Origin of the sequence: Sphingobacterium sp. SGL-16, from assembly GCF_011043515.1 — a bacterium.
Lineage (GTDB): Bacteria > Bacteroidota > Bacteroidia > Sphingobacteriales > Sphingobacteriaceae > Sphingobacterium > Sphingobacterium litopenaei.
Window position 1 is genome coordinate 39,208 of record NZ_JAAKGQ010000003.1, and the last position, 25,936, is coordinate 65,143.

The following is a 25,936-nucleotide window of genomic DNA, read 5'->3' on the forward strand; positions in this document are numbered from 1 at the left end:
ATGAATATAAAGAGTAGATTATTTTTTATTGCAAGTATAACATTTTTACTTCTAATTTTTGAATCTTGCCGCTCGGCAAAATATCTGGAAGAAGATCAAGCTCTAGTTACAAAAGTTCATTTAGAAGGCTTTCCATCAAATCTAAAAGAACAAGCTTATCAATATATTTCCAACGAGATACGTCCCAATTCTGCATTAAATCTTACCATTTATAATATTTTCAATACCAAAAATGGTAAATATAAGACCGAAAAAATTCGTTCTGTGGGTGAAGCTCCGAGGGTGCTGGATAGCTCTTTGGTTGAACTATCCGCTTTGCAGATACAGCGTTTTTTACAAACGAAGGGTTATTTCAGAGCCAAGGTAAATCCACAAATATTCATCAATAACAAAAGATCGCGAATTAATTTTGAAGCCTATGCGGATTCCTTGTTTCATATTGGAAATGTCAAAACAAAGTTTGATACCTCGTTCGTAGAAGAAGTATATCAACAAAACGTAGTGGAAGATTCGAAGTTGAGATCTGGCCAACCTTATGATGTGAAAGTTTTCGCTGAATTGCGAGAGTCCATGTATGATGCGATGCGCAATGAGGGATATTATGATTATCTACGTCAATATATGCGTATTGCGGTGGACACGAATAGAAAGGTTCAAACAGCGGATATTGAGATTCAAGTTAATTTGCCGGATTCGGAAAGGCTTCAAGCCTATGACATTAACGATGTTTCGCTAAAAATAAATCATTATAGCGGTAATAATGCGGCGAATCTATCTGTCATAACGGATACATCGAAAGGAATAGAATTTATAGATCAGAATGCTAAGTACAAATTACGGCCTATTTCTCGCTATATGTTTCTACGAAAAGGAGATAGATATAGTTTAGAGAATGAAAATTTGTCCTACGACAGATTGTATGAAATGAATGGGTTCCGAAGTGTAAAAATCAATTACGAAAAGGAAAATGATAGTTTACTGAATGTCAATTATGAATTAACTCCTCGTTCGTTGATGTCTAACCAAATCGAAGGCGAATATACTTTTAGCTCAGGTATGAGTGGTTTCAATATTGGTAATACATTTTCCCACCGTAATATTTTTGGTGGTTCTGAATTGCTCGAATTGAAACTTAAATACGGTGTGCTTTTTGATCCTCGTCTAACTGGAAGTTTGTCTGATAAGATATTTAATAATGATTTTCAAGCTGGGGTCAATTTGATTATTCCGCGACTTATTCTTCCTTTCGGATGGAATGTGGAAGGAAAGTATGGATTACCACGCACGACTTTTTCCTCTAATGTGCAAATTTTCAACCAAGACCGTACCTATTCCAATACGTATTTTATTAATACCCTGAATTATTCCTGGTGGCAGACACCCAATCTTCAACACAGTTATACCCCAATTGTAGTTGAATACAGGGATGGACGTTTTGATGAAAGCTTCAGACGCCAATTGGAAGAAGAGGGGTATCAACTATATATAGCTTCCAATGACAGGCAGTACTTTGGTTTAGGCGCACAATATGCGTTAACCTATAACGCGAAGAAATTGCAATCACTTGATAACTTTCAGTTTTTTAGAGGAGCTATAGATTTGAGCGGAAACTCGTTGGGACTGTTAAGTAATATTTTCAACTTCCAAAAAAATGCAGACGGCACAAAAACACTTTTTGGCGTGACGTACTTACAGTATATTAAAGGGGAAATCGATTATAGATTGTATAAACATTTAGGCGGAAACCAACAGTTTATCTTTAGGTTTAATGGTGGAGCAATTGTCCCTTATGGCAATAATTCTAGTTTATTGATTTTCGAAAAAAGTTTTTATGCAGGAGGTATGAATGGTATTCGCGCTTGGCAAGCTCGTACATTAGGGCCAGGTAACTACAATCGTAGTTCTATTCGAGAAGAACTTAGAGTAAATTTGAGAAATCTGGATCAGTTGGGAGAGATGAAATTGGAAACGAACTTAGAGTATCGATTCCGAATTCTGAATAGATTTTTCGGAGCGAAGCTCAATGGGGCTACATTCTTGGATATGGGGAATGTGTGGTTGTTGCGTGAAAATCAGTTGAATGAAGGTGGGGTTTTCAAGTTCAATAAATTCTTTTCTCAAGTTGCCGTAGGAACAGGCTTTGGGTTACGTTTTGATATGGATTATTTCACGATTCGTTTGGATACAGGATTGAAAATAAAAGATCCGCAATTTGTCGGTAAGGACCAATGGGTCATTAGACATTTGTTCACTTCATCCGACTTTAAAGATCGCTATTACGAATCTCATAAACCAGATCGCTATGGCTTATTTCAATACAACTTTGGGGTAGGATTACCTTTTTAAAACAAATTTTTCAATACATGAAAGGCGCTTTCCAATATTTGTGAAATGGAAAGTCCTTTGCTAAATGAAAAATATCCATAAACAACCGCTAATATGATAAACGTACTAAATAAACGTTTTGCTGTATAAGCAATCAACAAAATTATTGCGGGTATAATCAACAGCAACAGACCATTGATTTTAACAGGTGTGATCTTGTTTTCCTTTTTATACAGGAAATAAAGTTTACTTGTTGTTTTCTCCTGGTTTTTGTGTTTAAATAGTGCAAATGTAGAACTTTCAATTGGGTGCGAAGGAACGGCAACACCATTATTGAAAGCTAATGACTGTTCAAAACCGTTAATAGTGAATTTGAAAGTCCCATGAATATAATCTTGTGCTACCTCCGAAGAATCCACAGCGATGATAGCTACTTTTCCATTCGAAGTGAGATTTTCTTTAATAATAAAATTGTCAATATGCTGGTAAGTCGATTGTCCTTGGCTGACAATCGAAATCAACAAAAGTACAGATGTGATTAAAAATTTTCTCATATGAATAATTCATCGCAATATTACTAAATTATTCAGGGATAAAGAGCAATATTCCATGTTTTTAATGGACAAAATATTTTTGAAATGTAGATATACTTTGTACATTTGCAATAGTTAAAAAAGAGCATATTATTATGGAAAATACAGCAGCACAAAGACAACCGAAAAAAACTGATAACAATGCTAATCAAACGCATTACTATGTGACGTTGACTATTGCTATAATCATTGGTTTATTTGGTGTGTTTGTAAGATTCGTGCCAGATGAAGTGACCGCGTTGAATCAATATACATTTTTATTTTCTACTCTAGCTAACATTGCAATCGTGATTGCTTCTTTTGTAGCCTTCAAAGTAGTTTTCAAAATTTTAGGTTTCGGAAATAAATAAGATAGCATACGCTAAATCTTTTCAAAAAGATACTATATGTGAAAGCAGCGAACAACATTCGCTGCTTTTATTTTTTACAATAATATTATCTTAAATATCTTAATAAGTTCTTAAATTTAAACTTAACGGTTTATTAACCATTTGTTCGCAACTAATTCGTTGCTTTGGATTGTACACACATATTCTTATAACTTATAAATCAAACTATTGAGATTTGCAGCAATTGACATCGGTTCCAATGCAGTACGTTTACTTATTGCAGATATCTTAAGGAAAGATAGCCGAGTTTATTATACAAAGAACACCCTTTTGCGAGTTCCTCTACGTTTGGGGGATGATGCTTTTGTAGAGAAGAAGATATCTCCACCCAAATTTGAAGATATGGTCAAGACCATGCGTGCATTCAAAGATTTGTTGGATGTATATAAGGTAAGTGATTATATCGCTTGCGCGACATCTGCCATGCGTGATTCCGAAAACGGTTCTCAAGTCGTAGCTGCTTGTAAAGAAGTGGGAATTGATATCCGTATAATCGATGGAGGTGTAGAAGCTAAAATCATTTATAGCGCTTATTTGAGTGGGATAATGGATAAGAATAAAGTCTATCTGTATATCGATGTAGGCGGAGGTAGTACAGAGGTCTCTTTATTTGCCAATGGTGAATTAAAAGGTTCTCGTTCATTTAATTTAGGTACTATTCGTGTTTTGGATAATCAAGATACACCCGAGACTTGGCAAGAGTTGCGAATTTGGGTCAAAGAGATAACGAAAGGGTATAAGGAAATCTACGGAATCGGTACTGGAGGAAACATCAATAAACTTTCGCGAATAGCCAACAAAGGGGAAGACAAGCCGTTTAGCTATGCCAAATTAAAGGCGATATATGATCATTTAAATTCGTTTTCACTAAAAGATCGTATCCATGATTTAGGACTCCGTTCTGATCGTGCCGATGTAATTATTCCAGCTGCTGAAATATTCTTAACGATTATGAAGGCGGGACATTTAAAGAATGTTGTGGCTCCACGTGTGGGTTTGGTGGATGGTATTATTCAGCAATTGATTCAAAAGAATTATGCAAAAATATTATCCGATTAACTCTTGCAAGTATTGAAAAAAGATATATTTTTGTGCCTATAAACACCTAGGTGGCGAAATTGGTAGACGCACCATCTTGAGGGGGTGGCGCTCGCAAGGGCGTGGCAGTTCGAATCTGCTCCTAGGTACAAAAAAGAAAGAGGAAAGTGTAAACTTTCCTCTTCTCATTTATTACAACCTATTTGCTCTAACAGTGATTTCGGCGATGTCCAATACCTGTATTTCCTGTTCTTTCTCCTTGACTTTTACTCCATCACGAAGCATAGTCATACAAAATGGACAAGCCGCTGCCACGATATTTGCTTTACTTTCAATGACGTCTTCCACACGTTCGACGTTGATATCTTTTTTACCTGGTTCAGGCTCTTTGAACATTTGAGCACCACCTGCGCCACAGCAAAGACCATTGTTTCGGCATCTTTTTAATTCCACTAAATCTGCGTCCAATGTTTCCAGCACTTTTCGAGGAGCTTCATACACTTCATTTGCACGACCTAAATAACAAGGATCATGATATGTGATTCTTTTTCCTTTGAATTCATTGCTATCATTAGGTTTTAATTTACCTTCATCAATTAAGGACTGGATTAATTGCGTATGATGTATGACTTCATAATGCCCCCCTAAAGCAGGGTATTCATTCTTGATAGTATTAAAACAATGCGGACAAGCTGTAACTATCTTTTTTATCTCATAGCCATCCAATACCTGAATATTCATCATGGCTTGCATTTGAAAGACAAATTCGTTACCTGCTCGTTTGGCAGGATCTCCAGTACAACTTTCTTCTGTGCCCAGTATAGCAAACTTAATACCTACGTGCTGTAATATTTTACAGATGTCACGCGTGATGCGTTGAGCTCGCTCATCGAATGAACCAGCACAGCCCACCCAAAATAATAAATCTGGCGCTTCTCCTTGCGCTAACAATTCAGCTACAGTAGGGATATGTATACGATTTTCCATAGAATTTGCAGTTTAATTTTGTACCCAATTAGCGCGATCTGCCTGTGCATATTTCCAAGGCGCGCCATTGTTTTCTAGATTTCCCAACATATTATTGATGCTGGAAGGAGCTTGTGATTCTTCCATAATGGCGTATTGACGTAAACCCATAATAATTTCCAATGGATTTATGTTCACAGGACATTGTTCTACACAAGCATTACAGCTTGTACATGCCCAAATTTCTTCTCTACTGATGTAGGAATCCAATAAGGATTTACCATCATCTACAAAAGATTTATTTTTATCTATATTCTTGCCCACTTCTTCAATACGATCTCTAGTGTCCATCATGATCTTACGTGGAGATAATAACTTTCCAGTGATATTTGCGGGACAAGATGCGGTACAACGACCACATTCTGTACAGGTGTAAGCATCCAACAAATTTTTCCAAGTCAAATCGTGAACATCCTTCACTCCAAAACGGCTTACTTCTCCAGATGGAGGAGGTAATGAAGGATCCAGCATGGCTTTTACTTCAGCAGTAACGCTCTCCATATTATTGAATTTGCCCTTTGGTTCCAAATTTGAAAAGTAGGTATTTGGAAAAGCTAGAATAATGTGCAAATGCTTTGAAATAGGTAAATAGTTCAAAAATGCCATAACACCTATGATATGGAACCACCAAGCAAAACGCTCTATAAAAACCAAGCTGCTAACTGTTTCTGGCAAAATTCCTACTATATATTGGCTGATAGGAAAGGAGCCCGCAGTGCTATAGTGATCGGTACCTAGTTGTTGTAATTTGTAATCAGCAGCATTCATTAATAAGAAAGCTGTCATCAATAGGATTTCTGTGATCAGAATGTAATTGGCATCTGATTTTGGCCAATTATTTAATTCGGGCTGATTTAGACGTTTTAATTTTAATACATTTCTGCGAATTAAAAATACCACACAGGATACGAATACTGTAAATGCAAGTACTTCAAATGAAGCGATCAAAAAGTCATAAAAGCCGCCTAGGAAAGATAATACACGATGCGTGCCCACAAGACCATCGATTAAGATTTCTAACATTTCAATGTTGATGATGCAAAATCCTACATACACAAATAAGTGTAAAATTGCAGGTATAGGTCTTTTGAACATTTTCTTTTGTCCTAAAGCAACGTGAAGCATAGTCTTCAGTCGCTCAGAAGGATTGTCAAATCTATTTACCGATTTCCCCAATCGAATATTACGATAGATCTTGCTTGCGTTTTTATAAAAAAACAAGACAGCAGCAATAAATACGATAGCAAATAGTAGTTGGCTTATCATAATGTTTATTCAGGTTTATAAACAAATATAATAATCTAATTAATATTATGCATGCATAATATAATATTTAGAAGAATTAAAAATAAATAAACAAAAAAAGGTGACTTTCTACAAAGTCACCTTTTTCTACATATAAATCGTTATTCTTATTTAATACCCAATTTAGTTTTTACGTCAGCTGATACATCTTCGCCACCAGCATAGTAAACAGCAGCACCAGAACCAATATCAAAGATATAAGCATAACCTTTTTCTTTAGCTACTGAAGTAATCGCATTCATTACTTTTGTTTGAATAGGAGCCATTAATTCTTGTTGTTTTTTAGCAACTTCCTCTTGTGCTACTTTTTGAACCTCTTGCACACGTTGTTGCATTTGTTGGTATTCTTGACCAATTGTTTGCAATTTAGTTTGTGTTTCCGCTTTATTAGCTTCGCTTTGGTTCAACATCAAATCGTTAGCTTCTTTTTCTTTCTTTTGAAGCTCCGTGATCATGCCTTCGATTTCCTTTTGCTTTGTTTCACTTAAAGTTTTAAGTGTAGCTGTTGCAGTTTTAAACTCTGCAGTTTGTTGAAATATTTCGTCAGCGTTGATATGTCCAATTTTTTGTTGTGCATTTGCAACAGAAGTAGCTGCAAACATACCTACTAATAATACTGCTCCTTTTAATAAATTTTTCATTCTTTTCATTTTAATCTCAATAATTACAAAAGTAATTTTTCTATACTATATTTTATATGTTAATAAATCAGTTTTATTCGACTATTAATTTCCTTGTAGCAATGAAGGATTAGGTTTGTAACCTAATTTAGTGATGACATCATTGCTCTTATCTAAAGCAGGGTTAACGTATAGGAATGTTAATTGACTTCCCTTATCTACGATAAAATCAAAACCTTGAGCTTTAGCATAATCTTGTACAGCTTTTGATACTTTATCCTGTACCGGCTGGAATAATCTAGCTCTTTCTTTTTCTAACTCACCACCGTAGCTAAATTTTTGACGTTGCAAATCTTTTACTTGTTTTTCTTTATTTACGATTTCATCTTCTCTACGTCTACGCATGTCTTCACTTAATAGTGCGTGATCATTTTGATAAGCTTTATACAATTTTTCGATTTCTGCATATTGATTATCAATTTCGTCTTGCCACTTTTTAGTTAAGTCGTCTATTTGTTTTTGGGCTGAAGTATACTCAGGTACATGTCTCAGGATATATTCAGAATCAACATAAGCCATGCGTTGCGCAAACGTAGCACTGATGCTTAATGTTAAGAATGTTAAAATTGCAAAAATCTTTTTCATATACTACAAATTACTTTTTTACTATAAGACAACAATTATACTAAAAAGTTTAATCTATTAAAAACCTCCCATATTTTGGATAATACTGAACGTAAAGCTTTGTTTCCAAGAGTCTGTACGCATACCAGGAATAGGGTCAAAGGCGTGTCCATAGTCAATACCCAACATACCAAAGATAGGTAAGAAGATACGTGCACCAACACCTGCCGAACGACGCATTTTGAATGGGTTCACTTCGGAGAATTTATTCCAAGTATTACCTGCTTCAGCAAATGCTAATGCAAATACTGTTGCTTGATCATTTAATAAAATCGGGTGACGCAATTCTAATTGATATTTCGCGTAAATAGGACTACCTGAGTTGATCGCAATATTTTGGTAACCATTACCTGTAGATGCAGGAATAATTGTACCATTTGCATAGCCTCTCATTGCAATGATTTCAGAACCTTGTAAGAAGTCAAAACCTTGCATACCGTCACCACCTAATTTGAAACGTTCGAATGTTGATGTTTCTGTTCTGTTAGTATAATTACCTAAATATCCGAATTGAGCTTGAGATTTTAAGATCAACTTACCAGCAATCTTTGTATACCATTGTGAATCAAATTTCCATTTGTGGTATTCTGTCCATTTGTACCGCACAGGATCTGGATCGGTTTTGTAATTGATATCATTCCATGATGAATATGGAGGCGTCAATGATACAGAGAATCGAATATTCGAACCCGAAGTAGGGTAGATAGGCGCATCTATAGAGTTACGGCTTATCTCTTGTGTAAAGTTGATGTTATAAGCAGTACCGTCAGAGAACAAGAAGTAGTTTCCGTAGTTCTGTAATTTATAACGTTGGAAAGACAATGAACTATTAATTTGGAAATAGTTGTCTGGCCATTGTAGACGTTTTCCCAATGAAGCAGTCACACCCGACATCCAAATACGTTGTAATTCTCTATCCGCAACCATTTGCTCTCCCGTATAGTAGTTGAAACCACCATAAGAAGAGTTCGAAGTATACGCACTCAAACCAAAGTAAATTGGTTTTTTACCACCTAACCAAGGTTCTGAGAATGAGAAACTATAGGATTGGTAACGTTTACCTGATGTTTGTCCACGAATACTCAACTTTTGTCCATCTCCACGAGGAAGTGGCTTCCAAGCTTCTTTTTTAAAGAAATTACTTGTAGAGAAGTTGTTAAATGTCAAACCTAATGTACCGATAATCTGTCCAGCACCGTAACCGCCCGATAGTTCTACTTGATCCGAAGGTTTTTCCACTACGTTGAATACCACATCAGTAGTACCTTCATCGTGGTTCATCGTAGAAGAAGGGATATCTGGAGTGATTTTTTGTTCGTCAAACATACCCAATTGAGAAATCTCACGAATACTACGCATGATCAATTCTCTAGAATACTTTTGACCAGGTTTTGTATAAATAGAACGCAACACTACACGGTCGTTTGTTACGTCGTTACCTTTTACGATGACATTGTTAATCGTGTATTGTTTACCTTCTGAAATTTGAATTTCAAGGTCAATAGTATCGTTATATATTCTTTTGATAATTGGATTAACATTGAATGTTAAATAACCATCATTTTGGTAAATAGCACTGATATCGTCACTATTACGTGTAGGCCCCATCAATTTACTTGTCAATTTCTCTTCAGAATAGATATTTCCTTTTTCTATACCTAAGATGATATTCAAAACAGAGTCTGTAAATTTCGTATTACCCGTCCAATCAATGTTACCTACATAATAACGAGGACCTTCGTACACTTCAATATCGATAGCAACTTCATTATTATCAAAACGGTATACCGAATCACGTATAATCTGTGCATCACGGTAACCCTTATCTTGCAGTTTAGCGACTAATTTTTCTTTTGCTTCTTTGTATTTATCATCTTTGAATTTGCCAGGGCCAAAGATTCTGTACCATTTACGAGGTCTTACACCTTTAAGGTATTTAGTAAGTTCACTGTTGCTGAATGTTTCATTTCCTGAGAAGTGAACACTATTAACTTTGATTTTTTTGTTTTTATCTACATCTACAACAACAATTTCGTTATTCGATTGAGCAGAATCTTTCAATGTCTGGATTTTAATATCCGGATACAAGAATGATTTTTCGCGTAAGAATTTGGTAATGGTATTTTTTGTAGATTGAAGCAAGTTGTCATTTACAATACGACCTGCATTTGCATTTAATCTTTTGTTGATTTCTTCGGTTTGTGATTTGCTAAGACCATTGATGTCAATGCGTGTCAAACGAGGTCTTTCTTGTACACGAATTTCGAAAAATATATTTTCTCCATCGATACGTGTCGCCCAAAGCTGTACATCTTCAAATAAGTTTTGAGCCATCAAATCTTTGATCACATTGGAAGTAGATTCACTGGGTACTTCGATATATTGTCCTACAGACAATTTGGAAATTGTAATCAAAACATCCGTATCCAGGTATTGAGCTCCTTTTACGGTCACTCCGGCAATGACATACTCTTTTGGTTGTAAGTAGCTAAATTCATCGGGATCCGAAAGATTGATAGGACCTTGAACTTGAGCAAAAGTATTGGACCAAGTGAATAATATAAATGCTAATGTCAGAATGTATAGTTGCTTCATTTATTTCTAATTATGGATGCTAAAGTACATCAAACTCTTGTTAATTTTTGTTAAAAGATAAATTATTGAAAACGGCGTTTAAATAGTCATTAAAGCTGTTCGCTGGTCTTTCCAAACCTTCTTTCGCGGTTTTGAAAATCGAGAATTGCACCAAATAAATCCTCTCTTGTGAAATCAGGCCATAGTTTTGGAGAGAACCACAATTCAGTGTAAGCCAATTGCCAAAGTAAAAAATTACTTATTCTTTGTTCTCCACTGGTACGAATCATCAAATCAGGATCAGGTGTTCCAGCAGTTTGAAGATTTTCAGAAAAAAGATTGTCATTGATGTCCTCAACCTTGATTTCGCCTTGAGCAACTTTTTGTGCTATATTCTTGGTAGTTTCGATTATTTCATCACGTGAGCCATAACTCAATGCTAATGTCAATACACAGGTGGTATTATTTTTTGTAAGTTCGATGGTGTCTGCCAATGTCTTTTGACAGTTTGAAGGTAGATTGGTAATGGAACCTATAGCTTTTACACGTACGCCATTTTCTTGGAAAGTAGGAAGCTCTTTATTCAACGAATTGATTAATAATTCCATTAAAGCTTGTACTTCCATTTTTGGTCGACTCCAATTTTCGGAAGAAAAAGCATATAAGGTAAGGTGTTTTACACCAACTTCAATCGCGCCTTCTAATACTTCGCGTACAGCAGTCACCCCATTTTTGTGTCCAAAAACTCTCAACTTACCCAATCCTTTCGCCCATCTGCCATTACCATCCATGATGATAGCAATATGTTGAGGTAGTTTTGATCTATCTATCTTATTCTTCAAGCTCATTCTCTTATCTTTTTATCCAGCAGTAGCAATTACGGTCAAATATAGTATACGTTAATGTAATTCCTGCTGTCATATACCCATCTTTACTTTTTCCATCGCCACGTGCCGTGCCACCATTCGCGTTCAAATTTTCAGAAGGATCAGCCAAATATCTCCAATCATTGGTGTCAAAAGGACGAGGATTGGCACCGCCTACCGTGATATTTGGAAAACTGATATCAGTCGGTAAACTGGTAGCGTAGTCGCGGTTCACATTATCCAAATAATCCGTAAAAGCCACTCGATAGTTTGCTTCGATACCAATTGCCCAAGCACTATTTAATTTATACTTGATACCTACAGCCAAAGGTATTGCAATATTCCAATTAGGATATACCTGAGCATTAGATTGCTCGTCGTACTCTAACTTTAACGGTCTTAGCAAGACTTTATTTTGGTCGTAATAAATATATGGGTCATGTTTAATTGCTGCGACACCAACCGAAACATAAGGTGTCAATTTTGATTTATGTCTGCTATCAAAGTAGGTCCAGAAATTAAAATCCAATCCCAATGCTACTTCTGTAATTTGATTTCTAAATTTTAAATTACGGATTTGCTGATGGTCATTTTCAAAATCCTGATCATTTCCTGAGATAAGTAAGTGGTTAGCACTTAATTTTAAACCCCATGTAGGATCAAGATTGTATTTAACAAAAAGACCTCCTCCATAATTTTTAAAATAGAATGGATTAGAAGTATTGATGTCACCCATGTAGCCTGTTGCCGCACCATTAGCACCAATTTCGTACCGTTGCGCATAGATTTCTAGCGACAACAACGATAAGAGGGTTAATATGGTTAAGCGTAAAAAACTCAAAGTCGTTTATTTTGGTTGTAAAGATAAAATTTTTGGAATAATTGTAATGATTTAAAGTAGGAAAACTCTATTAATAGTTTCTTACATCGATTCCCCAAAGCAACTTCTCTCGTAAAGTTCCAAAATAACTGTCATTCTGCAGTCTAATTAAATTTATCTCAAATGGTGCTTTACGAATAGTAATCTCAATATCTGTGGATAGTGTTTCACTTTTTGAGTCACAACTTAAAATATATTTGTCCGTTCTGCTTTCAATTTTTAGCTTGAGCGTCATGTCAGCTGAAACCACGATAGGGCGTACATTTAAATTATGTGGTGAAATAGGGGTAATCACAAAATTACCACTTCCGGGCATAATAATTGGACCTCCACAACTCAAGGAATAGGCGGTGGAACCTGTTGGTGTTGCAATGATCAATCCATCTGCCCAATAAGAATTTAACAATTCATCATTAAGCAAAGCATTTACGGTAATCATTGAGGAAGAATCAAATCTGAAAACAGTAATATCATTCAGGGCAAAGTTATCCTGACCAAATAATTCTTTTTGATCACTTTCCACACTCAGAAGTGTTCTTTTTTGAATCGTATATTGATTTTCTAAAATTTTGCTTAAAGCAGATTCGATATTTTCTTTCGGAATATTAGCCAAAAAGCCCAAACGTCCCAAATTGATACCTGCTATCGGAATGCCAGAATCTCGAATGACCGAAACAGCCGCCAACATGGTGCCATCGCCTCCAAGACTCAACAGAAAGTCAATGTCTTTTGGAAGATCAAGATGTGTATCAAAAGTCGTAAGATTCAACGGACATTTGCTAGTATTTAATAGGAAATCATAAAATTCACGATAAATGACGACTTCAATTTTTTTACTTTCCAAATAATTGAATAGTGTCTCAATGAATGGAGTGATAGATGTATTAAATACTCTTCCAAATATGGCAATCTTTTGATGTTGCATTTTTGCAGATTTGATATTCCTTACAAAGGTGCGAAGAATTGCTTATAAATCTAAATAATTCATCAAAAGGTCGTATCTGTCTTGTATATCAGACTGTGCACCACCATCTCTAAACGTAGCTTTGACGACATAATCATTTCGCCATAACGATGCTATAACTGAAGAAATATTTGTTTTATTTACTTTGATGGTCATTTCCAATTTTGAACTATCTGGAATTTGATGAACCGCCGTGCTCAGAATGGAAGTATTTTCGGCTTCTATGATACGTGCTACATGTGAGAGCGCATTATCGCGCATACCTAATTCCAGTACAATAATGGCGCCTTCGTCATTACCCAGGGTACTATTCAAGGCAGTTAACAATCCTTGCTTGGTCAGCACACCCTGGTACTCATGGTTTTTATTCAAAATAGGAATAAAGCAATAGTCAAATGCGACCATACTTTGCAACGCGTCATAGATGTGTTGGTAGTCAAAAAGGTAAACTGATTTGAAAAGAATCTTTATAGTTTCAAGAGAAGCGTACGGATCAATTTGATCTAATAAGACATCTTCGGTGATGATACCATAAAAAATTTGATCTTCGACAACCGCCAATTGTTTCAGGTGATTGTCCATCATTTTGTTTAAGGCAAAGTCAATGCTGTCAGAAAGTAAAACTTCGTGGTAATCAGTAGATATGTGTTGTCCTATGAACATGACTATGCTTTATTAAGTTAAACTTTAATTATTGCAAATCGTTTAATAAATATTGAAAAAAAATGGAGCAAAAGCAAAATTAACGGAATAAATATTGTAATTTATATCCATATTCGAGCATTATTTTTTATTTTTACGCGTCCTGATTTGTAGAGAAAACCGTGACAGATCGTATCATATGGCTGAAGACAAGAAGAAGTTTATACAGATAAGAGAAGTAATACGTAAGAAAAGCCCAGGTTTGGCCAAATGGATTCCAAGTCCTTTAGTAAGCTATCTTGAAAGAACTATACATGAAGATGATATCAATGACATCATGTACCGTTTTAGAGATCTGAAAGGGTTAGATTTCGTAGATGCTCTGATCAATGATTTAGGAGTTGATGTGGTATTGGAAGGGGAGGAAAACATTCCGAAAGACGATAGTGTTATTTTTGCTTCAAATCATCCGCTTGGTGGATTAGATGGTATTGCATTTATGCAAGCAATAGGACGTGTACGTAAGGATGTGAAATTTTTAGTCAACGATATACTCATGAATGTGGTTAATTTAGAACCGTTGTTTGTGGGAGTTAATAAGATCGGGGGACAAAATAAAAGTGCAGTATCGGCGATTGAAGAAGCTTATGCTGCTGATCATGCTTTGTTAGTATTTCCTGCAGGACTAGTTTCCCGCAAGATCAAAGGACAAATAGTAGATTTGGAATGGAAAAAAAGTTTTATTTCCAAGTCCAAAAAATATAAAAAGGATATTATTCCAGTATATATTGAAGGAAGAAATTCCAATTTTTTTTACAACCTTTCTAATTGGAGAAATAGATTAGGCGTAAAATTTAATTTAGAAATGTTGTATTTAGTGGATGAGTTTTTTGCGCAACGCAATCAGCGTGTCACCATTCGTGTAGGGGAGCGTATTCCTTATACAACATTTGATAATTCAAGGAATGAAAAACAGTGGGCTGCAGAAGTGAAGCAGTTGGTATACGATTTGAAGACGCAGAAATAATTATATGGAAGAAATTATTGCTCCAGTTGAGAGAGAATTGATTAAGGCAGAGTTGACGAGAGAAGCTTTTTTACGTTATACTAATAACGGCAACAACGAAGTGTATTTGGTTAACTACCATACAGCGCCCAATATTATGCGTGAGATAGGTCGTTTGCGAGAGGTAACTTTTAGAGCAGCGGGAGGAGGCACAGGTCAAGCATTGGATATTGATGAAAACGATACATGTACGCATAATTATGATCAATTAATAGCATGGAATCCAGATGATGAAGAGATTATTGCGGGATATAGAACTATTCGTTGTGATCAATCTGTAGATGAGAATGGAGATATTCATTTGTCCACCTCGCATTATTTTCAGTTTTCAGAAGAATTTAATAAAGAGTATTTACCTTATACGATTGAATTAGGTCGTTCATGGGTGCAACCCAAGTATCAGCCTTCTATAGATAACCGCAAAGGTTTATTTTCATTGGATAATCTTTGGGATGGATTAGGAGCATTAGTAGTAATCAATCCTGATATTAAATATCTTTTTGGAAAGGTGACCATGTATCCACACTTTAATGCTGAAGCTCGTGACTTGCTGATGTATTTTATGGAAACATATTTCCCAGATCGTAAAAATTTGGTGAAACCATTACCACATCTTAACTTAGGCTATAAGACAGATATTTCTAAATATATCGGCTTATTCGATGGGTTGAATTATAAAGATGGTTATAAGGTCCTAAATAAACATATTCGTGAGTTAGGCGAAAATATTCCTCCTTTGATCAATACGTATATGAATCTTTCGCCAACTATGATGACCTTCGGTACGGCTTTGAATGATGAATTTGGTGAAGTCGAAGAAACGGGTATATTAATTACTTTAGAAGATATTTATGTTCCGAAAAAAGAACGTCATATCAGTACATTTGAAAGAGACAAAGTATTTGTAGAGAAATAAGACTGCAAGAATTTTATAAAGAATAGAGCCTTTTATCGATGAGATAAAAGGTTTTTTTATTAAGAAAGTCACAACGACTCTCTTTATTCAACCTTTGAAATATCCAATAAAGATTTCGGTAAGTTATCGATTAATAAAGATGGGGAGACCACTTCGTAGTGCTGGGCTAATTTATCTCCTGTATAGCCATGTATAAAACAGCCTAAAATTGCAGCCTCTTGTGGATTTAAACCTCTTGCCAACAAAGCTGCTATACATCCCGTGAGTGCATCACCCATTCCGCCTTGAGCCATTGCAGGATTGCCAGTGGAGTTTATGAATACTTTGCCATTAGGTGTGCATATATAGGTGTATTGATTTTTTAAGACGATGATTATCTTTAATTTTTCTGCAGACATTTTGGCTGTTTGTAAACGTTCATACCATGATTCGTGCTGGCCGAATAATCGGTCAAATTCATTTACATGTGGGGTTATTATTAAGGATTCATGAGGATTCTTTGGAAAATCTTCCAACTGCAAAACATTCAATGCATCAGCGTCTAAGACTAATGGGGTGTTTTGCCTTAAAAAATAATGTACTAGTTCTTTTGCTTTTTCATCCGTGCCTAAGCCTGGACCGATAGCAATAGAAGAGAATTTTTCAAGGTTTATATCTTTGAATTGATTAATGTTCTTCGTCATCAGTTCAGGAGCTAAAACATTCGCGAAAGGGAAAAAATCAGAATTCGTCAATAATGTTATGAGCCCAGCTCCTGTTTTTAAGACTGCTTTCGCGCATAATAAACTTGCTCCACGCATGTGTGGACTTCCCGCACAGACCAATACATGTCCGTAGGTGCCTTTATGTGTGAACTTCTTTCGTCTAGGCAACAATGATTTTGCGGCTTCTTTATCTACCCATAAATATTCCGAAGTAATAGATTGTATATATTCTTGTGATAAACCAATATCTACAACTTCAAAATCTTCAGTAACCATTTGAGATTCGGGAAGAGTAAAGAAAAACTTTGGTCTTTGAAAGGAAATGGTTAACTGTGCTCGAATTCCATTGTAGGAATTGTAATTGAAGGAATCAACATTGCAACCTGATGGTACATCTACGGAAACAATAAAATTACTGTTTGTATTGATGTGTTTAAAAATAGACGTAAAAAATAAATCCAGTTCTCTATTAAATCCTGATCCTAAAATTGCATCTATGGCTACATCAAACGTTGGAGGTAAATCATTTAGTGCAGTACAATGTAATATAGGAACTTCTGTTTGTTTAAGTCGCTCGTAGTTGATTACAAAGTCATTAGATTCGGAATTGAATTTTTCTAATATATAGACTTTAATATTTTTAAAACCTGTTTGATGCAAAAGTCTTGCAATTGCTAAGCCATCTCCACCATTATTTCCTTTACCAACAATAATGTACACTTCTCGTTCCGGATTGCAATAGCTTATGAAAGCTTTTATAAAAGCTATGGCTGCTTTTTCCATTAAGTCGACAGATGGAATTTTTAAGTTTTCGCAAGTGTAGGCATCTGCCATTCGCATCTGTTGATTAGTAATAAGATTGAGCATATTTTTTATATGCAATTTAATAAAATTGTGAGTAAAATAATATAGCCTTTTATCGATGAGATAAAAGGCTATATTATTAAAGGATATTATTATTTAAATATTATTAAAAAGGAGCGTCGTCAGGCATATCGTTCATACGAGAAGGCATGGTGATACCACCGCCACCCATGAAATCATCAAATGAGGATGAAGGCGACATCGCTGAACCACTAAAAGGAGAATCATTACTTCCGAATGAATCACCTCCACCCATTCCACCAAAGTCTTCATCCAAATCCGTAAATTTCACATATTTACCTACGAATTTCAACGGAACAATACCTGTTTCACCATTACGGTGTTTCGCAATGATAACTTCACCTACACCTGCAGTCGAACGACCTTCTTCGTCTTCTGTCAAACCATAATATTCTGGACGGTATAAGAATAATACCATATCGGCATCCTGCTCGATAGAACCAGATTCACGTAAATCGGATAACATTGGACGTTTACTATTTCCAGGACGTGACTCTACGGCACGGCTCAATTGGGACAAGGCTAATACAGGTACGTTCAATTCTTTCGCAACAGATTTCAATGCACGCGAAATACTACCGATTTCTTGCTCACGGTTACCGCCGCCTTTTCCTTCCGATTTACCATGCATTAACTGCAAGTAATCCACAATAACCATTTGAATATCGTGTTGCGCTTTTAGACGACGGCATTTTGCACGGAACTCAAATACGTTCAACGCAGGCGTGTCATCAATAATAATTGGAGCTTCTGTCAAGCGACCAATACGCGAGTGTAACTGTTGCCATTCGTGATCGGCAAGGTTACCCTTTTTTAATTTTTCTTGTTCGATTTCGGTTTCACCTGCAATAAGACGATTAACTAACTGAACCGATGACATCTCCAAAGAAAATACAACGACAGGTCTCTGGTGGTCTACTGCTGCATTACGCGCTACCGACAGTACAAAGGCCGTTTTACCCATCGCAGGACGAGCCGCGATAATAACTAAATCGGATGGTTGCCATCCAGAAGTCATTCTATCCAATGCGGTCAATCCAGAAGGAATCCCTGTAAGACCGTCCGTACGATCACGTAATAATTCAAGGTTGTTGATCGCTTCACGCATAATGTCATCCATTTTACGTGAGTCTCTTCTTAAGTTGTTTTGAGCAATATCAAATAGACTTTTCTCCGCTTGATCTAATAAATCAAAAATATCAGATGTCTCATCATAAGAGGAATTGATAATTTCTGTTGAAACTTTAATTAACTCACGTTGAATATATTTTTGCGAGATGATACGTGCGTGGTATTCAATATTAGCTGCAGAAACAACTCTATCTGTTAATTGCGTAATATAATAAGCGCCACCCACCATTTCCAATGCACCCATTTTGCGCAATTCGGCAGTGACCGTCAAAATATCTATAGGAGAAGTTTTTTGAAACAAAGAAAAAATTGCTTCAAAAATCTTTTGATGTGCTTCTTTATAAAATGAATCTGGCTTCAAAATATCAATGACTTCACTCAGTGCATTTTTCTCCAACATCAATGCGCCAAGTACTGCCTCTTCCAAGTCTACAGCTTGAGGAGGTAGCTTACCTAAACCACTAATCATGTTATTCAGACTAGTACGTTTTTTATTGACATTAGCTCTGTTAAAGTTTGTGTTTTGACCCGAAAATTCTTGCTCCATTATCCCGTTGATTATTTCTGTTTTTCAATAGATTCACTCTTGTGTTATACCAGTAAATCATCGTATAACAAAAGTAGTAAAAATACTTTCCATAGCGATTTTTAATTGTTCACATTCCTTTGTGAAGTAATTTTTGTAAATGCATTTTGTTCTATTTTATAACGGTTTATTATTAACATCTATTGTGGAATATGTGTGGACTGGGTTGTTAATATATTGTAAAACAATCCTTTAAAAATATGTGGAAAACTCTCTGCTGTGTTAATAACCTGAAATTGGTTGTTGTATCAATTGCTTGATTATACCAAGGTAAGTTAGTTTTTCATTATCAGTACTTTAAGAAAATTTCGTGTCGTAAAGAGCAATTTTTTCTTTTTTATAGTACATAAAATATATACTATCTTTGTCGTATGTCAAATGAAGCTTCTACACTAAAACCATATAAGTCGAAAGACGGAGGAAAAAAAGAACAAGTCGCAGATATGTTTAACAATATCTCGAAGAAATACGATCTTTTGAATCGTCTTATGACGATGCGTATTGATGTTATATGGCGTAAAAAAGCAATCAAATTACTTCAGGCTATTCAGCCACAAACCATCCTTGATGTAGCGACAGGAACAGGTGATTTTGCAATTGAGTCAATTAAGATTTTGGGACCAAAGAAAATTATTGGGGTCGATATCTCGCAAGGAATGTTGGAAGTTGCTAAAGAAAAGATTGTAAAGAAAGGGCTTCAAGAAGTATTTGAAGTGCAATTAGGTGATTCTGAAAATCTTCAATTTGCGGATAATTCATTTGATGCGGTAACCGTTGCCTTTGGGGTTCGTAATTTTGAAGATTTGGAAAAAGGCCTTTCTGAAATTCATCGCGTCTTGAAGCCAGGAGGTAAAGCTATTATTTTGGAATTGTCGAATCCAACGGCTTTTCCAATCAAACAGTTCTATAACTTTTATTTCCACAAAATTGTACCTGCATACGGTAAATTGATCTCTAAAGATTCAAGTGCGTACTCGTATTTGCCGGAGTCTGTGGCGAAATTTCCGGATGGACAGCGTTTCGCAAAAATTACGGATAAAGTTGGGTTTGCTTCTACTCATGTAAGACCCCAAACTTTTGGATTCTGTACGATTTACGAAGCTTCAAAATGATCAAATATGGCTTTACTATAATTATATCTTTTCTGCTAACAATTTCCACATCGTTGGCACAGAGTTTTGTGAGTTTCCCATTTAGCGGTTATGATGAAGATGCCGTAATTCAGATTGGGTTTCAGTATAATTATATAAATCAAAACTATCAATTGAAATTAAAGGATAATTGGAAGCAATTATTTGACAATTTCGATGATGATGCGCAGGATATTACTTATCTGGGAGGAATAAAATCTGTTAATAGCAAACGTTCACATGGATTTGCTATAGGTATTCCTATGGATTTCAGATGGAGTGAGAGACTTTCGATAAATTTCTCGCCTTCATTTAATATTCTTAATTCTCACAGCATTGACTACACGCCTTTAGATGTGGAGAAAGCTATTATTTCTCGTAAATCCAAACATATATTACAGGACTTAAGAGGGGATAATTTTACTTCGTTCGAATTTCCTATTGGACTGAATTATCGTTCGGAAGAAAAAAGATTTTTTAATTCCGATTCCAAATATCGAGCCTATATGTTGGGTGGAGTTCGACTTACAAGATGGACGGGGCTTTTAAATCAGTATTCTGACCTTATTGTTGAGAAAAGAAACAAAAGACCAATATCCGATGCTATTATCCTTAGACCTGAATATATGTCTTGGGAAGCAGGGTTGGGGTTTAATTTTTATTTATCTTACTTTAAGGTTTCACCAGAAGTGAGATTCAGTCAAAGTCTCAATAATGTATTGAGTACAAATCATATTTTATCTGCGGAAAACAAATTTATGGCTCCAATAGATCGAGGATTAATTCGCAATATCTATTTTAGCCTCATATTTCAATAAAAATGAGAACAGTTTTTATTACAGGTGCTAGTTCGGGAATAGGCGCTGCTTGTGCTAAGGTATTAGCAAAAGAAGGAAATTATAGGTTGCTTCTATGTGCGCGTCGCGAAGATAGGTTGGCGCAATTGAAAGAAGAATTGCAACAATCTGTCGAGGTTGAAGTACATACTTTTGTGTTGGATGTGCGCAATAAGGAAGAAGTATTTACAGCTATAGATACTCTACCCCAAGAATGGAAAAATATTGATGTATTAATCAATAATGCTGGTCTTAGTCAGGGATTGGATCCTATTCAAGATGGTGATACAGATGATTGGGATCGTATGATTGATACGAATGTTAAAGGTTTGTTATATGTCACAAAAGCTGTTACGCCTTTGCTGAAACAAAGCTCCAATGCACATATCATTAATTTGGGCTCAATCGCGGGTAAGGAAGTTTATCCAAACGGTAATGTGTATTGTGCCACAAAACATGCTGTGGATGCATTAAATAAAGGGATGCGTATCGATTTGTTGCCTTTTGGTATTAAAGTGACAGCGATAAATCCAGGTATGGTTGAAACCGAATTTTCGGAAGTAAGATTTCATGGAGATAAGGAACGTGCAAAATCGGTGTATAATGGTTTGATACCATTGAGTGGTGAAGATATTGCGGAGACAATTGCTTTTGTATTGTCTCGTCCTGAACATGTGAATATTAATGATTTGCTGATTATGCCTACGGCGCAAGCAAATGGAACTATTGTAAACAGAAAATAATTGTATTATGTCATTAGAATTAAAAATTAATCAAGATATCAAAGCGGCAATGATCGCTAAAGATGCTGTGCGTTTGAGAGGATTACGTGCGGTGAAAGCTGCTATTTTGTTAGCAAAAACCGAGAAAGCTGGAGTTGAGGAATTGACAGAAGATGCTGAAATAAAAGTGTTACAAAAATTAGTAAAACAACGCAAAGAATCTGGTGAAATCTATAAAGCACAAGGTCGTGAGGATTTATTTCAAACAGAATTTGAAGAGCAACAAGTAATCGAAGAATATCTTCCGAAACAATTATCTCGTGAAGAAATCGAGGTAGTGGTGAAAAATATCATTGCTGAAACTGGTGCTGCTGGCATGAAAGATATGGGTAAAGTGATGGGTGCTGCAAATGCACAATTAGCTGGTAAAGCAGACGGTAAGACGATCTCTGAAATCGTAAAATCAAGCTTAGCATAACCTTCATGAGCACCACTTGGATAGTTCGAGAATTTGCTGACTTGACAAGTCTTGAGTTGTATAAGATTTTACAACTTCGCATCAATGTGTTCATGCTAGAACAAGAATGTTTGTATCCTGAATGTGATAACAAAGATTTGAAAGGTAAACACTTGATGGGGATAATTAATGATGAGGTAGTAGCTTATGCGCGATTGCTTCCGCCAAATGTATCTTATACGGATGCATCAATTGGTCGGGTAGTCGTTAACCCCAATGCTCGCCATTTGAAATTAGGAACAGAACTTATGCGACAAGCTATTTCAGCAATGCGTAAGTATTTTCCATATGAAGCTATCCGAATTAGTGCACAAGCGCATTTACAAGCTTTCTATGAAAATGTAGGTTTTGTACGGGTAAGTGAAGAACCTTATTTAGAGGATAATATTCCCCATGTAGAAATGGTGTTAGCATAAAAAGGAAGGCTTTACAAATTTGTAAAGCCTTCCTTTTTATTATCCCTCTAATTCCATTATTTCTTCTGCTAATGTTTCCCAATTTTGTTGCAATTGGTCATATTCAGCTTTCGCAGTATTATAATTTCGAGTTGCTTCTTGCAATTTGATGGCATCCGAGTAAACTTCCTCTAAAGCTAAATGTGCTTCTAATTGTTTTACTTCCGATTCTTTTGTAGCAATCTGCTCCTCTAATTGTGCTAACTCTTTATTTTTCTTCAATAATATTCTTTTTGTATCATCCGAAGGCGCTTGCTTTTGTTTTTTCGGCTTTTCTTTGACTACCTTTTTATCTTCTTTAGGTTCTGCTTTTATGACACGTTTGGCATTCCATTCTTCGTATTCCTGATAAGTACCTGGGTATTCTTTGATTTCTTTGTTTTCGATAAACCAAATTTTATTAGCTACATTATCCAAGAAATAACGGTCATGGGATACGACGATGAAAGTTCCTTCGTATTGTTGCAAAGCTTGAATCAAAATATTTACCGAAGCCATATCCAAGTGGTTGGTCGGCTCATCGAGTACCAAGAAGTTGGCATCCGCAGTCAAGGCTTTTGCTAAGGCAACACGTGATTTTTCACCTCCCGAAAGGACTTTGATTTTTTTGAAAGCATCATCGCCTGTGAATAAGAAACAGCCTAAAATAGAACGCAATTCCGTTTCGGTATGTTTTGGCGCGAATGCTTGCATTTCTGCAATAATGGAATTTTCCAAGTGCAAAGCCTCCAATTGATGCTGTGCAAAGAAAGTTTGGGAAACATTATGTCCTTTTATAGCTTTACCTTCGAAATTTTGGTCTGCATCCGCTACTATACGCAATAGGGTAGACTTACCTTTACCATTGGCACCGATTAAGGCAATTTTATCGCCCTTTTCAATTAATGCGCTCGTATTGCGAAGAATTTCCAAATTCGGGTACGACTTCGAAATATTTTCCAAAGTCACCACATGACGACCCGAAGGTTTAGAAAACTTAAAGCTGAAGTTTACTTCTGGATTGTCATCATCAACATCGTCCACACGCTCCATACGTTCCAAAGCCTTGATACGAGACTGAGCCATTTTAGCTTTTGAAGCTTTGGCACGGAAACGTTCAATTAACTTTTCTTCCTGCTTGATTTTAGCCTGCTGATTTTTGAATTGTCCCGCTTGGATTTCATTACGCATAGCTTTTTCTTCTAAATAGAAGCTATAATTACCTGCATACAATGTCAATTTACCTTTGCGGGATTCTACAGTTTTTTTGATAATTCTATCTAAGAAATATCTATCGTGCGACACAATGACAATGGCACCTTCAAATGCTTGTAAGTAATTTTCCAACCATTTGATGGAAGGTAAGTCCATGTGGTTGGTCGGCTCATCCAATAGTAAGATATCAGGCGCTTGCAATAGAATTCGTGCCAACATCACACGCATACGCCAACCTCCAGAGAACGTCGCAAGCGGTCTTTTTTGTTCTTCTTCCGAAAAACCAAGACCCGCTAGGATTTCATGCGCACGGAATTCGATGTTGTATCCATCCAAAGCTTCAAACTCCATTTGTTTGTCGCTTAGTTTGTTTAGGATATCATCCGAATAATCCGTTTCTAATTTCTTAAGTAGATTTTCTATTTCTGTATGCAGCTGATTTTGGCGCTCGAAAGCCTCCATAGCTACATGTAAAATGCTTTTTTCCGAATGGTAAGACAATAAATCTTGGTTCAAATAACCAATTTTCAAGTCTTTGGCCATTGAAATGGTACCTGAGGTAGGTGTGTACTGTCCGACGATTAAACGCAATAAAGTGGATTTACCCGCACCGTTAGCACCGATTAAACCTACTTTGTCTCCCGGCTTGATGTGCCAGTTTGCTTCGTCGTACAAGGCTCTTGAGCCAATTTCAAATGTTAAGTTATTTATTGATATCATTTCGAATGCAAAAGTAGTGAATATTTCTGCTTCTTTTCTACCTTTGTAGCTACGCAAAAAGGATTATCATTTTTGGAATAAAGATTCATATTTATAATGTACAAACTAGTAAAACCAATTTTCTTCTCGATGCAGCCAGAACAGGCACATCACACCGTTACGAATGGATTACGCAACTTCACGAAAGTGTGGGGAGCAAAGTCGCTATTAAAGTCGATTTACACGGTAGAAGACCCTCGTTTGGAAAGAGAAGTGTTTGGTTTGAAATTCAAAAATCCTGTAGGATTGGCAGCTGGTTTTGACAAAAATGCTGAGTACATTGAAGATATGGCAAATTTTGGTTTCGGATTTATCGAAATCGGAACAGTGACTCCAAAACCTCAACCAGGAAATGATAAACCACGTATGTTTCGTTTGGTAAATGATGAAGCGCTAATCAACCGTATGGGTTTCAACAATCAAGGTGCGGATGTAGCAGCAGGTCGTTTGAAACATCTTAAAAAGCGTAATGGTGTCATTATCGGTGGAAATATTGGTAAAAATAAAGTGACGCCAAATGAAGAAGCTGTTAATGATTATATCTACTGTTTTCATGCATTATATGAGTATGTAGATTATTTCGTGGTGAATGTAAGTTCGCCGAATACACCGGGATTACGTGATTTGCAAGAGAAAGGTCCGTTGATGCATATCTTAAATACTTTACAAGGTTTGAATGCTGAAAAGCCTCTAGCAAAACCAATCTTATTGAAGATAGCACCAGATTTGACAGATTCGCAATTGGATGATATTGTTGAAATTGTAACGGAAACAAAAATTGCTGGATTAATCGCTACGAATACGACGATTTCGAGAGAAGGATTACAATCTGATCCGAACTTAGTGAAAGAAACTGGAGGAGTGAGTGGAAAACCATTGACCAAACGTTCGACAGAGGTGATCAAATATATTCATACTAAATCTAATGGCGCATTTCCAATTATTGGGGTAGGTGGTATTCATTCGGCTGAAGATGCCATAGAGAAATTGAATGCTGGAGCATCTTTAGTGCAAGTATATACTGGTTTTATTTATGAAGGCCCAGCATTAGTAAGTAATATCTGTAAAGGATTATTGAATAAGAAATAACGTCTTAGCATAATATTGTTAAAATATGTTAATAAGAAAA

The 25,936-nt window shown here is 36.0% G+C and carries 24 protein-coding genes and 1 tRNA gene; 12 read left to right on the plus strand and 13 right to left on the minus strand.

Annotated features, from left to right (window positions below; all coding sequences use genetic code 11):
* Window positions 1–2,346 (plus strand): BamA/TamA family outer membrane protein, encoded by a 2,346-nt coding sequence (locus G5B32_RS01970; RefSeq protein ID WP_165289875.1) that lies wholly within the window; start codon window positions 1–3, stop codon window positions 2,344–2,346.
* On the opposite strand, the gene G5B32_RS01975 is transcribed toward G5B32_RS01970, so the two are convergent.
* Complete coding sequence (locus G5B32_RS01975) at window positions 2,343–2,879, minus strand: hypothetical protein (RefSeq protein WP_165289876.1); 537 nt, start codon at window positions 2,877–2,879, stop codon at window positions 2,343–2,345. The two genes, G5B32_RS01970 and G5B32_RS01975, sit on opposite strands and share 4 nt — an antisense overlap.
* 134 nt (window positions 2,880–3,013) lie before the next feature.
* Here G5B32_RS01975 and G5B32_RS01980 point away from each other — a divergent pair, with 134 nt between their 5' ends.
* The 3 genes from G5B32_RS01980 (at window position 3,014) to G5B32_RS01990 (ending at window position 4,494) form a co-directional block, all read left to right on the plus strand.
* Complete coding sequence (locus G5B32_RS01980) at window positions 3,014–3,268, plus strand: hypothetical protein (RefSeq protein WP_165289877.1); 255 nt, start codon at window positions 3,014–3,016, stop codon at window positions 3,266–3,268.
* A 207-nt stretch (window positions 3,269–3,475) separates the two neighbouring features.
* Window positions 3,476–4,366: an exopolyphosphatase gene (locus tag G5B32_RS01985; RefSeq protein ID WP_165289878.1), complete on the plus strand. Its 891-nt coding sequence runs from the start codon at window positions 3,476–3,478 to the stop codon at window positions 4,364–4,366.
* 44 nt (window positions 4,367–4,410) lie between these two features.
* Window positions 4,411–4,494 (plus strand) — tRNA-Leu (locus G5B32_RS01990).
* 43 nt (window positions 4,495–4,537) lie between these two features.
* Here the strand turns inward: G5B32_RS01990 and G5B32_RS01995 are convergent.
* The 9 genes from G5B32_RS01995 to G5B32_RS02035 all read right to left on the minus strand — a co-directional run bounded on the left by G5B32_RS01995 (window position 4,538) and on the right by G5B32_RS02035 (window position 13,927).
* A complete protein-coding gene (locus G5B32_RS01995; RefSeq protein ID WP_165289879.1) occupies window positions 4,538–5,332 on the minus strand; it encodes a (Fe-S)-binding protein in 795 nt (264 codons plus the stop codon).
* 12 nt (window positions 5,333–5,344) lie between these two features.
* Window positions 5,345–6,637, minus strand: a complete 1,293-nt coding sequence (locus G5B32_RS02000) for a 4Fe-4S dicluster domain-containing protein (RefSeq protein ID WP_165289880.1) — start codon at window positions 6,635–6,637, stop codon at window positions 5,345–5,347.
* 146 nt (window positions 6,638–6,783) lie between these two features.
* Window positions 6,784–7,317 carry an OmpH family outer membrane protein gene (locus G5B32_RS02005; RefSeq protein ID WP_165289881.1) on the minus strand — a complete coding sequence of 178 codons (534 nt, stop codon included), beginning with the start codon at window positions 7,315–7,317 and terminating at the stop codon, window positions 6,784–6,786.
* Window positions 7,318–7,401: 84 nt separating this feature from the next.
* Window positions 7,402–7,941: an OmpH family outer membrane protein gene (locus G5B32_RS02010; protein WP_165289882.1), complete on the minus strand. Its 540-nt coding sequence runs from the start codon at window positions 7,939–7,941 to the stop codon at window positions 7,402–7,404.
* Window positions 7,942–7,998: 57 nt separating this feature from the next.
* Window positions 7,999–10,575 (minus strand): outer membrane protein assembly factor BamA, encoded by a 2,577-nt coding sequence (gene bamA / locus G5B32_RS02015; RefSeq protein WP_165289883.1) that lies wholly within the window; start codon window positions 10,573–10,575, stop codon window positions 7,999–8,001.
* Between the two features lie 89 nt (window positions 10,576–10,664).
* Entirely contained in the window at window positions 10,665–11,402 is a 738-nt protein-coding gene (locus G5B32_RS02020) for an isoprenyl transferase (protein WP_165289884.1), read from the minus strand.
* Window positions 11,403–11,406: 4 nt separating this feature from the next.
* A complete protein-coding gene (locus tag G5B32_RS02025; RefSeq protein WP_190301103.1) occupies window positions 11,407–12,261 on the minus strand; it encodes a DUF6089 family protein in 855 nt (284 codons plus the stop codon).
* A 70-nt stretch (window positions 12,262–12,331) separates the two neighbouring features.
* Window positions 12,332–13,225 carry an NAD kinase gene (locus G5B32_RS02030; protein WP_165289886.1) on the minus strand — a complete coding sequence of 298 codons (894 nt, stop codon included), beginning with the start codon at window positions 13,223–13,225 and terminating at the stop codon, window positions 12,332–12,334.
* Window positions 13,226–13,267: 42 nt separating this feature from the next.
* Window positions 13,268–13,927: a CBS domain-containing protein gene (locus G5B32_RS02035; RefSeq protein WP_165289887.1), complete on the minus strand. Its 660-nt coding sequence runs from the start codon at window positions 13,925–13,927 to the stop codon at window positions 13,268–13,270.
* A gap of 178 nt (window positions 13,928–14,105) precedes the next feature.
* On the opposite strand from G5B32_RS02035, the gene G5B32_RS02040 reads away from it, so the two are divergent.
* Window positions 14,106–14,933 (plus strand): 1-acyl-sn-glycerol-3-phosphate acyltransferase, encoded by an 828-nt coding sequence (locus G5B32_RS02040; protein WP_165289888.1) that lies wholly within the window; start codon window positions 14,106–14,108, stop codon window positions 14,931–14,933.
* Window positions 14,934–14,937: 4 nt separating this feature from the next.
* The gene (locus G5B32_RS02045; protein WP_165289889.1) at window positions 14,938–15,888 is read left to right on the plus strand and encodes a GNAT family N-acetyltransferase; all 951 of its coding nucleotides are present in this window, start codon (window positions 14,938–14,940) and stop codon (window positions 15,886–15,888) included.
* 83 nt (window positions 15,889–15,971) lie between these two features.
* Here G5B32_RS02045 and G5B32_RS02050 read toward each other — a convergent pair whose 3' ends face one another.
* Together G5B32_RS02050 and dnaB are read right to left on the minus strand one after the other, a co-directional pair.
* Window positions 15,972–17,459: an NAD(P)H-hydrate dehydratase gene (locus tag G5B32_RS02050; RefSeq protein ID WP_165289890.1), complete on the minus strand. Its 1,488-nt coding sequence runs from the start codon at window positions 17,457–17,459 to the stop codon at window positions 15,972–15,974.
* A 103-nt stretch (window positions 17,460–17,562) separates the two neighbouring features.
* A complete protein-coding gene (gene dnaB, locus G5B32_RS02055; protein ID WP_165289891.1) occupies window positions 17,563–19,155 on the minus strand; it encodes a replicative DNA helicase in 1,593 nt (530 codons plus the stop codon).
* 410 nt (window positions 19,156–19,565) lie between these two features.
* Here dnaB and ubiE point away from each other — a divergent pair, with 410 nt between their 5' ends.
* From ubiE to G5B32_RS02080, 5 genes are read left to right on the plus strand one after another with little or no spacing between them, the layout of a single operon-like run.
* Complete coding sequence (gene ubiE / locus G5B32_RS02060; RefSeq protein ID WP_165289892.1) at window positions 19,566–20,306, plus strand: bifunctional demethylmenaquinone methyltransferase/2-methoxy-6-polyprenyl-1,4-benzoquinol methylase UbiE; 741 nt, start codon at window positions 19,566–19,568, stop codon at window positions 20,304–20,306.
* 53 nt (window positions 20,307–20,359) lie between these two features.
* Window positions 20,360–21,142 (plus strand): PorT, encoded by a 783-nt coding sequence (locus G5B32_RS02065; protein WP_165289893.1) that lies wholly within the window; start codon window positions 20,360–20,362, stop codon window positions 21,140–21,142.
* A gap of 2 nt (window positions 21,143–21,144) precedes the next feature.
* Window positions 21,145–21,903 (plus strand): SDR family oxidoreductase, encoded by a 759-nt coding sequence (locus G5B32_RS02070; protein WP_165289894.1) that lies wholly within the window; start codon window positions 21,145–21,147, stop codon window positions 21,901–21,903.
* Between the two features lie 7 nt (window positions 21,904–21,910).
* Window positions 21,911–22,360 (plus strand): GatB/YqeY domain-containing protein, encoded by a 450-nt coding sequence (locus tag G5B32_RS02075; protein WP_165289895.1) that lies wholly within the window; start codon window positions 21,911–21,913, stop codon window positions 22,358–22,360.
* A gap of 5 nt (window positions 22,361–22,365) precedes the next feature.
* Entirely contained in the window at window positions 22,366–22,815 is a 450-nt protein-coding gene (locus G5B32_RS02080; protein ID WP_165289896.1) for a GNAT family N-acetyltransferase, read from the plus strand.
* A 39-nt stretch (window positions 22,816–22,854) separates the two neighbouring features.
* On the opposite strand, the gene G5B32_RS02085 is transcribed toward G5B32_RS02080, so the two are convergent.
* Entirely contained in the window at window positions 22,855–24,768 is a 1,914-nt protein-coding gene (locus tag G5B32_RS02085; RefSeq protein ID WP_165289897.1) for an ABC-F family ATP-binding cassette domain-containing protein, read from the minus strand.
* A gap of 96 nt (window positions 24,769–24,864) precedes the next feature.
* Here G5B32_RS02085 and G5B32_RS02090 point away from each other — a divergent pair, with 96 nt between their 5' ends.
* Window positions 24,865–25,896 (plus strand): quinone-dependent dihydroorotate dehydrogenase, encoded by a 1,032-nt coding sequence (locus G5B32_RS02090; protein WP_165289898.1) that lies wholly within the window; start codon window positions 24,865–24,867, stop codon window positions 25,894–25,896.
* Window positions 25,897–25,936: the final 40 nt, after the last annotated feature.

What these genes read in the sequence shown, in the direction of transcription:
- G5B32_RS01970 (WP_165289875.1), top strand. Translation starts at nt 1, where the DNA reads ATGAATATAAAGAGTAGATTATTTTTTATTGCAAGTATAACATTTTTA.
- G5B32_RS01975 (WP_165289876.1), bottom strand. Translation starts at nt 2,879, where the DNA reads ATGAGAAAATTTTTAATCACATCTGTACTTTTGTTGATTTCGATTGTC.
- G5B32_RS01980 (WP_165289877.1), top strand. Translation starts at nt 3,014, where the DNA reads ATGGAAAATACAGCAGCACAAAGACAACCGAAAAAAACTGATAACAAT.
- G5B32_RS01995 (WP_165289879.1), bottom strand. Translation starts at nt 5,332, where the DNA reads ATGGAAAATCGTATACATATCCCTACTGTAGCTGAATTGTTAGCGCAA.
- G5B32_RS02000 (WP_165289880.1), bottom strand. Translation starts at nt 6,637, where the DNA reads ATGATAAGCCAACTACTATTTGCTATCGTATTTATTGCTGCTGTCTTG.
- G5B32_RS02005 (WP_165289881.1), bottom strand. Translation starts at nt 7,317, where the DNA reads ATGAAAAATTTATTAAAAGGAGCAGTATTATTAGTAGGTATGTTTGCA.
- G5B32_RS02010 (WP_165289882.1), bottom strand. Translation starts at nt 7,941, where the DNA reads ATGAAAAAGATTTTTGCAATTTTAACATTCTTAACATTAAGCATCAGT.
- bamA (WP_165289883.1), bottom strand. Translation starts at nt 10,575, where the DNA reads ATGAAGCAACTATACATTCTGACATTAGCATTTATATTATTCACTTGG.
- G5B32_RS02020 (WP_165289884.1), bottom strand. Translation starts at nt 11,402, where the DNA reads ATGAGCTTGAAGAATAAGATAGATAGATCAAAACTACCTCAACATATT.
- G5B32_RS02030 (WP_165289886.1), bottom strand. Translation starts at nt 13,225, where the DNA reads ATGCAACATCAAAAGATTGCCATATTTGGAAGAGTATTTAATACATCT.
- G5B32_RS02035 (WP_165289887.1), bottom strand. Translation starts at nt 13,927, where the DNA reads ATGTTCATAGGACAACACATATCTACTGATTACCACGAAGTTTTACTT.
- G5B32_RS02040 (WP_165289888.1), top strand. Translation starts at nt 14,106, where the DNA reads ATGGCTGAAGACAAGAAGAAGTTTATACAGATAAGAGAAGTAATACGT.
- G5B32_RS02045 (WP_165289889.1), top strand. Translation starts at nt 14,938, where the DNA reads ATGGAAGAAATTATTGCTCCAGTTGAGAGAGAATTGATTAAGGCAGAG.
- G5B32_RS02050 (WP_165289890.1), bottom strand. Translation starts at nt 17,459, where the DNA reads ATGCTCAATCTTATTACTAATCAACAGATGCGAATGGCAGATGCCTAC.
- dnaB (WP_165289891.1), bottom strand. Translation starts at nt 19,155, where the DNA reads ATGGAGCAAGAATTTTCGGGTCAAAACACAAACTTTAACAGAGCTAAT.
- ubiE (WP_165289892.1), top strand. Translation starts at nt 19,566, where the DNA reads ATGTCAAATGAAGCTTCTACACTAAAACCATATAAGTCGAAAGACGGA.
- G5B32_RS02070 (WP_165289894.1), top strand. Translation starts at nt 21,145, where the DNA reads ATGAGAACAGTTTTTATTACAGGTGCTAGTTCGGGAATAGGCGCTGCT.
- G5B32_RS02075 (WP_165289895.1), top strand. Translation starts at nt 21,911, where the DNA reads ATGTCATTAGAATTAAAAATTAATCAAGATATCAAAGCGGCAATGATC.
- G5B32_RS02080 (WP_165289896.1), top strand. Translation starts at nt 22,366, where the DNA reads ATGAGCACCACTTGGATAGTTCGAGAATTTGCTGACTTGACAAGTCTT.
- G5B32_RS02085 (WP_165289897.1), bottom strand. Translation starts at nt 24,768, where the DNA reads ATGATATCAATAAATAACTTAACATTTGAAATTGGCTCAAGAGCCTTG.
- G5B32_RS02090 (WP_165289898.1), top strand. Translation starts at nt 24,865, where the DNA reads ATGTACAAACTAGTAAAACCAATTTTCTTCTCGATGCAGCCAGAACAG.